This window comes from Paraburkholderia sp. C35 (assembly GCF_003121405.1).
GTDB lineage: Bacteria > Pseudomonadota > Gammaproteobacteria > Burkholderiales > Burkholderiaceae > Paraburkholderia.
The window spans coordinates 1-7,879 of the sequence record NZ_QBUY01000192.1 but is presented as its reverse complement, the minus strand read 5'-3'; the positions used below and the strand labels follow the sequence as shown (position 1 = coordinate 7,879).

6 protein-coding genes are annotated in these 7,879 nt (G+C 58.5%); all 6 read left to right on the top strand.

Going from position 1 to position 7,879, the window contains the following annotated elements; genetic code table 11:
- The coding region (locus DK391_RS45560) for an S-layer family protein (protein WP_239483119.1) at window positions 1–1,190 on the top strand (1,190 nt) is incomplete at its 5' end.
- The gene (locus tag DK391_RS45555) at window positions 1,072–4,068 is read left to right on the top strand and encodes a hemagglutinin repeat-containing protein (protein ID WP_343225480.1); all 2,997 of its coding nucleotides are present in this window, start codon (window positions 1,072–1,074) and stop codon (window positions 4,066–4,068) included. The genes DK391_RS45560 and DK391_RS45555, both read left to right, overlap by 119 nt.
- Window positions 4,065–4,529, top strand: a complete 465-nt coding sequence (locus DK391_RS43390) for a hypothetical protein (protein WP_109484167.1) — start codon at window positions 4,065–4,067, stop codon at window positions 4,527–4,529. Before DK391_RS45555 ends, DK391_RS43390 begins: the two co-directional genes overlap by 4 nt.
- A gap of 373 nt (window positions 4,530–4,902) precedes the next feature.
- The gene (locus DK391_RS43380; protein WP_109484166.1) at window positions 4,903–5,538 is read left to right on the top strand and encodes a hypothetical protein; all 636 of its coding nucleotides are present in this window, start codon (window positions 4,903–4,905) and stop codon (window positions 5,536–5,538) included.
- Between the two features lie 228 nt (window positions 5,539–5,766).
- On the top strand, window positions 5,767–6,417 hold the full coding sequence (locus DK391_RS43375; RefSeq protein ID WP_109484165.1) for a hypothetical protein: 651 nt from the start codon (window positions 5,767–5,769) through the stop codon (window positions 6,415–6,417).
- Between the two features lie 80 nt (window positions 6,418–6,497).
- On the top strand, window positions 6,498–7,879 hold a 1,382-nt coding region (locus DK391_RS43370; RefSeq protein ID WP_109484164.1), incomplete at its 3' end, for a ShlB/FhaC/HecB family hemolysin secretion/activation protein.

Sequence of the window (7,879 nt, the reverse complement as noted above, 5' to 3'; positions counted from 1 at the left end):
AACGGCAACATGGTCGCGGGCCGCGACCTGTCGCTCGCCGTCAACGGCGACTACACGAACAGCGCAGGCAACAACCTCCACGCGGACGGCAACATGCCGGTTCCGGTGTCACGGGCGGCAGCGCGGACGGTACGCAGACAGGCACCATCAGCGGCGGGTCGACCCGGCCGCAGACGGTCGGCGGCGCGTCAGGCGGCATCCCGAACCTGAAACTGCCGGTGAACGGCCTGTACACATACAACACCGCGCCCGGTGCCACGTACCTGATTGCCACCGATCCGCGCTTCACGAAGTACTCGAACTTCATATCGAGCGACTACCTGCTCAAACAGTTGGGCTATGACCCGTCGACGATCGCGAAACGTCTCGGCGACGGCATGTATGAAACGACGCTGATCCGCAACCAGATCACACAACTGACGGGCCGCACCTTCCTCGCGGGCTTCACCGACAACCTGGACGAGTACACGGCGCTGATGAACAACGGCGCCGCCTATGCGAAAACGTTCGGGCTGGAACCGGGCATTGCGCTGTCGGCGGCACAGATGGCGCAACTGACGACGGACATGGTGTGGCTGGTCTCGCAGGACGTGACACTGCCTGACGGCTCGCATCAGAGCGTACTCGTGCCACAGGTCTATCTCGCGCAATCCAGCACGGTCGACCTGACGCACAGCGGCGCACTCGTCGCGGGCAACAACGTCAATCTCGACGCCAGCGGCGATGTGAACAACAGCGGACATATCGTCAGCAACGTTGCAACCACGGTGATCGGCAACAACATCACGAATAGCGGCATCATCGGCAGTGCGGGTACGACAGTCGTTGCTGCCGTGCAGGACGTGCGCAATTCGAGCGGACGCATTGGCGGGGCCGATGTCATCGTGCAGGCTGGTCGCGATGTCATCAACGAGACGCAGACCAGCGAAATATCGAAGACGTACACGGCGGGCCAACTCACGGGCGTGGTGACGGGTACGGCCGTCGATGCGGTCGGCAAGATCTCCGCGACCGGCAACGCCACTGTCATTGCAGGGCGTGACGTGAACCTGACGGGTGCGCTCGTCCACCGTGCTCGGCTCGACGGTTGCAACGGACACGAACGGCGGCGGCGTCAAACTCGTCTCGACGGGCGACGTGACGATAGGCAGCGTCAGCGAGACACACGACTCGCAAAGCTGGTCGCATAACGAACACTCCGGTTTCCTGTCGAAAGAAACCACGACCGACTCAACCAGTTCGCATCAGGTGATTGCGAACGGCTCGACCATATCGGGTGACACCGTGACAGGCGCGTCCGGTCACGACATGACGATTAGCGGCTCGACGGTCGCGGCGACGAACGACGTGAACCTGTCGGCAGCGAACAACCAGACGATCAGCACGTCGCAGAACACGAGCGATTCGAATCAGTTCCATCAGTCGACGAAATCGGGCCTTGGCAGTTCCGGCGGCATTGCCATCAGCTACGGCACGGTCGACCAGAAAGACACGACGCACGACAGTTCGGTGACCACTAACGGCAGTCTGGTTGGCAGCACGAACGGCAATGTGAACCTGTCGGCGGGCGCGGACCTGCACGTGCCCGGCAGCGACCTGATTGCGGCGAAGAACGTCACGGGCACCGGCGCGAACGTCCCCATCGCCGCGGCTACGGGCACGACGCCCCACGACGAGACACACGAAACCCACACGAGCGGCTTTACGCTCGGGCTGGCGGGCAGCGTGGGCGACGCAATCAACCACGCCATATCGGAGACGCAGGCCGCCACCCGCGACGCGGGCAACAACGACCGCGCGGCGGCATTGCACGGCATTGCGGCAGCGGGCGACGCGGCAATGGCTGGCGCAGGGGCGATGTCGGCCGCCAACGGCGGCAAGCCCGATATAGGCGTGAAGCTGTCTTTTGGCACGAGCCAGAGCAAGAGCACGTTCAACGAAGACCAGACACTAAACACCGGCTCCAGCGTCCAGGCTGGCGGAACGGCGACGTTTGTGGCAAAGGGTAATGGCCAGCCCGGAAGCGGTAATCTCACCATTGCCGGTTCGAACGTGAGCGCGAACGACGTGGTGCTCGCAGCGAAGAACCAGGTCAATCTCGTCAACACGACCGATACGGATTCGACGCGCAGCACCAACAAGTCCAGCAGCGCAAGCGTTGGTGTGCAGTACACGCTCGGCGGCGGCTTCGGAGTCTCCGCTGCCATGTCGAACGCGCACGGCGATGCGAACAGCGATGCGTCGATGCAGCACAACACGCACGTCAATGGCGCAAACAGCGTGACCATCGTGTCGGGCGGCGATACGAATATCATCGGCGCGAATGTGAATGGCAAACAGGTGTCGGCGGATATTGGCGGCAACCTGAACATCGCCAGCGTGCAGGATACGACGCATAGTGCCGCGCATCAGAGCAGTTCGAGTGGTGGCTTCTCCATCACGCAGTATGGCGGTGCGAGCGCCAGTTTCAGCGCACAGCACGGGCATGCTGCGGGTGACTATGCGGGCGTGAACGAAGAGGCAGGTATCCAGGCGGGTGATGGTGGTTACAACATCAACGTCAAGGGCAACACCGATCTCAAGGGCGCGGTGATCGCGAGCGACGCGGACGCGTCGAAGAACACGCTCACCACCGGCACATTGACGTTCAGCGACATCGAGAACCACTCGCACTATAGCGCGACGAGTGCGGGTTTCACGATGGGCGCGGCGGCTTCGTCAGGCTCAGGCGGCAAGGCGGTCGGACCGGGTTCGGTGCCTGGCTCGGGCGGCATCGTGCCGATGATGGCGCAGAACGAACACGGTGATCAGAGCGCCACGACGCGCAGCGCTGTGAGCGCGGGCACGATCAACGTGACGGATGGCGCGCATCAGACGCAGGACGTGGCGAGCCTGAGTCGCGACACGGTGAACACGAACGGCACGGTGTCGAACATACCGGACGTGAACCATATCCTGAACCAGCAGGCCGATACGATGCAGGCGGCGCAGGCGGCGGGTCAGGTGGTGGCGCAAGGCATTGGCGCGTATGCCGATTCGAAACGCGATGCCGCGCTCGATACGGCCAAGAAGGCGCTGGATAATGGCGATACGCAAGCGGCTGCGGCAGCGATGGCCGATTACAACAATTGGAAGGAAGGCGGCGACGCCCGCGCAGCACTCCAGGCGGGGGGCGGCGCGCTGATTGGCGGGCTTGGCGGTGGCAGTGCTTTCGGTGCGGTGGCGGGTGCTGCGGGCGCAGGGCTGGCTTCGAAGCTGGCCGATCAAACGAAGGCGTTCGGGCGCGATGTCACGGACGCAACGGGTTCGTCACTGGCGGGCAACATCGCGGCGAACGTCCTGTCGGGGCTTGGTGGTGCACTCATCGGCGGCACAGCGGGCGCGGCGATGGCGTCGAACGTCAACCTGTATAACCAGGGGCATGACACGGGCGAAGCAGCGGCGGAAAGCAAGGCGGCTGACCTGCTTGGCAGGCTGAAAGACGCGTTGGCTAATACGGCGGCGCATCCGTTGGACTCGCTGAACTATGCGCTGAATAGCATCATTCCCGCGTCGCCGAACCAGAAGCCGGAAGCGGACGCCAACCCGCTTATCGACGTGAGCGGCAACAATCGCAATCCACCGGCTGCGGGTGGCTCGGTCGTAGTCGTTCCAGTGTGTGCGCCGCCTGTATGCGTACCGATTGCCGTGCCGACGCCGGGAATGCCGGGGTACGGGGCGGGTAATGCGATTCTGTCGACAGATAATGACGCGACGACCAACAGTACTGCCGGAAATACTGGAACGAGCGGCAAGTCAAGAAACAAGGCGCCCGCTCCTCTGCCGGAAGCAGATGGATTGCCGCATACAATTGTGGAGCGCCCTGGACCCGATGGGCAGTACACCACCTATAACGGCGATGGGACATCGATGCAATATCGCGGATCTGGACAAGACCACGGAGGAATCCCGCGTCCTAATGTCAAGGAGAACAGCGTCAATGTGGCGCCGGATGGAACTGCCTTTGTAGGGAAAGGCGTAGTTCGCCCGGCAAGACCGGAAGAAATCCCGACGGGTAAAGAGAAATGACTATTGAAAACTGGAAGTACGAGGATTTTGTTAAGGCAAACAATGGGAAATTCTCAGTTTTAGACTTCATTCATGCGGTGTCTGCAAAAGTCACTCTGCCACAGGACTTTGCACTTTGCATGGGAAGCTTGTTTGCTCCTGATCTGGCCAAATTCGATAACGTGATTGTTATCACGGAATGGTTTGATGAAGCGAGATTCCAAGAGTATCGAAGCGATGGCATGAGCGCAGAACAAGCGCAGGCATGGGTGAATATGGTAGAGCTAACCGACATCTTTCAAGGGATTTCCTTTGACAAGGCAAAGGAACTCGCAGAGTTCATCGTTCGGCTGTGGAATGAGCGAATCGGTCACAAATTTCCAAAAGAAGCGGCTGTAGCTAGGGTCATTCTGGAGGTAACGTCTGAGGAGGTCTTCGTCACGATCGGACAATTCTCCGAGCATCGCGAAGTGTCCGACTGATAAGGCACATCTGGGTATGGGGCGGGTAATGCGACGGTCGCAAAGGGTGATAACGGAACTCGAGCGAGTTCGCCCGATAATGGAGGCGAGCCGCCGCCGAACATGTCTCCTGATGGCGCTGGCCGTAGCGGCGCCTTCAATGAGGCAAAGCGCAATGCCGGAGTTCCTGTGAGTCAGCAACCGGTCGAAGTTAGGCCCAATGTTGATCGACAAGGTAACGTGCAGCCTGGTTATCAGTACGTGTACGAGGTTCCCTCATAAGGCGGTAGAACAAAGGAAGTAATCATTCGCGACGATGCAGGCGGGCACTTCTTTGGAAAGGATGACCCGCAGAATCGAGGCGCTCGTTTTAACGACCCGGCAGGGAACCACTATGACTACTGAGATCAGTGTAGGCGTGGCCGAAGATGCATTCACAAAGAATAATCTAATTAGACTGGATCGTTCAAAATACGAAAAAACTATCGCGTTGTCAGCGGCCGATTGGATCGCAAAAAGAGTGCCGCATGATGCGGCACTCTTCGAAGTCTTGCGTTTTGTATATCGTTCGATATGCGAACGTATGAGCGGATATCAACTTTGGCTTTTGTTAGGAGACACGCGCTGGCAGGATGACACGCGGCTCATACGCTACAGGCGGCTATTTAGCTCCCTAAAGGCTCACGGTTTAGATTTCGAAGCACTTCCAGATCGACGAGAGTTTATGGTCGAGCAGCGTCGAAAATTGAAATTTTTTGGTGCCGTTCGCCTTGACGCGAATGCCTTGTCACTCGTGCCTGAGACAATGCAGCCGGGATCGTGTACTTACCTACTCGCTTTACCTAACATTGCGCCGAATTTTCCGGAGTCGAGTGGATGGTTAGGGCAATTGAACGAGGATTTCGAATTGATCCAATCCAACGTCAAAAACGATGGCATCATTTTTCAACGCGTTGGCTACTTTGACGATCCCGAAGTTGGTCTGGTTGCACTCGGCAAGCCCGACGTCGTAGAAAGGCTGACCGAGTAAGACAGTATGTGTCAAACAACGCGACCCAATCAAACACCGACAATAACAAAGATCTAACGCCACTGTCTCTTACTCAAACTTGTCGGGCTCTTCTATCGCCAGGAGAGTGGACAACTTACCAGAGGCAGCCGCTAGACCCTGGCTACATTGCGACCAGCGCTGAACAGGCGGCGGCATTGAGGAAAGACATCACGGGCAGAATCAACACCATGCTTGGAAAATGACACTATGACAACCGTGAAAGCGAATTTTCGTGGGGTGTTCCAACATCCCGATATTATTGTTTCGATGCCATCTGGGCCAGACTTCGGAGCGCAGGCGGTACTTGCCTACTTCGAGGACGCGGTTCGACAGGGGACGGTATTCCACGCTGGCGAAACAGTTCAAATGGGCTGGTTGATGCTCAATCTGCGGGCCACTAACGACGGTGACTTAGAAGTTTTGGAACCGCGTTTCGGAGAGATTCCGATTGTTTGGGAGTGCGGTGCAAGCAAGACCTATCGACAACTCGTCGTCCAAGAGAGTGTTGCTGAACTGTTTGACGTAGAGCCTCTGTTTCCGTCGCTGGCACAGTCTGCGGTCATCTCACCTGACTTCATGATGTCAACGAATACGCAGATGTTTCGCGATCCGCCGTCGGGAACCGATTCAGGATGGTTATTCACCACAGCAGAAAACGAATCTGACGATGGTCGGCTTGTATCGTTGTTTGAGATTGCGAGCAAGCGCCCGGAAGTGATTCCCTTTCTGGCGTTGCCCTCCGAATCGTCGGTTTCGATAAACGGAAAATTTATCCACGTCAATTGCGCTGACAAAGTGATCGACTCAGACTCGAACGAACTATTGCGACGACTCTTGGCAAGCGACCTAATCAGCTAAAGATTTGCTGGCCCCGGCCCAATCCGAGGCCAGCTTTGCTTACACAGGCTTGTGCGCAAGCCCTTCAGCAGAACCTACGCATGAACATCAGCAAGAGGCTAGCGGCGTTGCCGCTTTCAGCCGTGGTCACACTCGCGTCCGCGCAAAGCATACCGTCACTCGCAGACAAGGCAGCAGCCGCGCGCGCGAATGCAGAACAGAACCAGCAGTTACAGCAGCAACGCGATGCACAACAGCGCGAGCAAACCGTCAACGCGCCCGCCGTGCGCTCGACCGCGCCAAACGCCGGGGTGTATCCCGAACTACCTCACGAATCACCGTGCTTTCGCATCGACACATTCACGCTCGATGTGCCCACCACGCTCCCCGATGTCGCGCGCAAACACGGCACGTCCAATCTTCCGCTTGACCCCTTCTGGTTCGGACGCGAATGGCTCGACCATTACAGGGGCCAATGTATCGGCAAGGCCGGACTCGACATACTCATAAAGGGACTGCAACAGACGATTCTCTCGCGCGGCTATGTGACGACGCGCGTGCTCTTGCCCGAACAGGATCTGTCGACGGGCACGCTGAAAGTCGCGCTTGTGCCGGGTGTTGTGCGTCATTTGCGCTTTGCCGATCCCGACACGCGCGGCACATGGAAATCTGCGTTTCCCTCACGCGATGGCGACCTTCTAAACGTGCGTGACCTTGAGCAGGGTCTGGAGCAGATGAAGCGCGTCGCGAGTCAGGACGTGGACATGAAGATCGAACCGACCGACGCACCGGGCGAAAGCGATGTCATTCTGAACATCAAGCGCTCAAAACCCTGGACGTTCGTGGTATCAACCGACAACTCGGGTACGAAATCAACGGGCAAGTGGCAAGGCAACGTGAGCCTCGGCATCGACAACCCGCTCGGCCTGAACGACGTATTTACGGTCGGCGCAAACCAGGACCTGTCGTTCAACAACAAGGCACTCGGCTCGCACGGTTTCAATGGCTCGTATTCGGTGCCATGGGGCTACTGGACGGCAACGCTATCGGGCAACACGAACACCTATTACACGAACATTGCCGCCGTGAACGATACCTTCGTGTCGAGCGGCAACTCGCAGACCGCCGCCTTCAGGATCGCGCGCGTGCTCTCCCGCAGCCAGGCCGATGTATTCGGAGCATACATGCAGCTATCGAAGCGCTTCGGCGAGAGCTTCATCGAAGGCACGACGATTCCGATCCAGAACCGCAACAACACCTTCATCGAGTTAGGCACAACCGACCGTCACTACTTCGGCGGCGCACAGTTCGACGGCACGCTCGCCTACCGTCAAGGCATTCACGGCCTCGGCGCAACAGGCGACCCGAATCCCGACCTGTACAGCCCGAGTGACGAGACCACGCTACACCCTACCTACCTGTACAAGATGGCCATACTCGACACAAACCTGTCGATACCATTCGCCATCGCGTCACAAACCTT